Source organism: Enterococcus sp. C76, assembly GCF_040886985.1.
Taxonomy (GTDB): Bacteria; Bacillota; Bacilli; order Lactobacillales; family Enterococcaceae; genus Enterococcus_B; species Enterococcus_B lactis.
Genome location: NZ_JBFOEY010000072.1, coordinates 1 through 302 on the forward strand (window position 1 = coordinate 1; position 302 = coordinate 302).

Annotated in this window: 1 protein-coding gene; it reads right to left on the reverse strand. The window is 45.4% G+C overall.

All coding sequences use genetic code 11. The features are described 5' to 3' along the window. On the reverse strand, positions 1 to 302 hold a 302-nt coding region (locus AB3I00_RS14800; RefSeq protein ID WP_368025641.1), incomplete at both ends, for a hypothetical protein.

Here is a 302-nt window from a genome sequence, read left to right on the forward strand (position 1 = left end):
GCCGTTTGATCGGTTTTCTTTTTCCATTGGGCCACATAGGTACCTGCGACTTGTTCCAACAACGTTGAATAATTGCCTTGTGCTTGCCACCCGGCAAACTCATACTCTGAAGACGTCGGTTGTAATTCTGTCGCACGCAAAGCCAATTGATCGGGCACCAATTGATCGTCAAAGGCATGTTCTGTTGTATAATCAAACAATGTTTGTTCTTTGCTTGAATCACGAAACGTGCCATGCTCACCTGCTTGGACAAGTCCAAATTTTGACCGACGGTCTGCTTGATACCCACTTTGTTGATATGC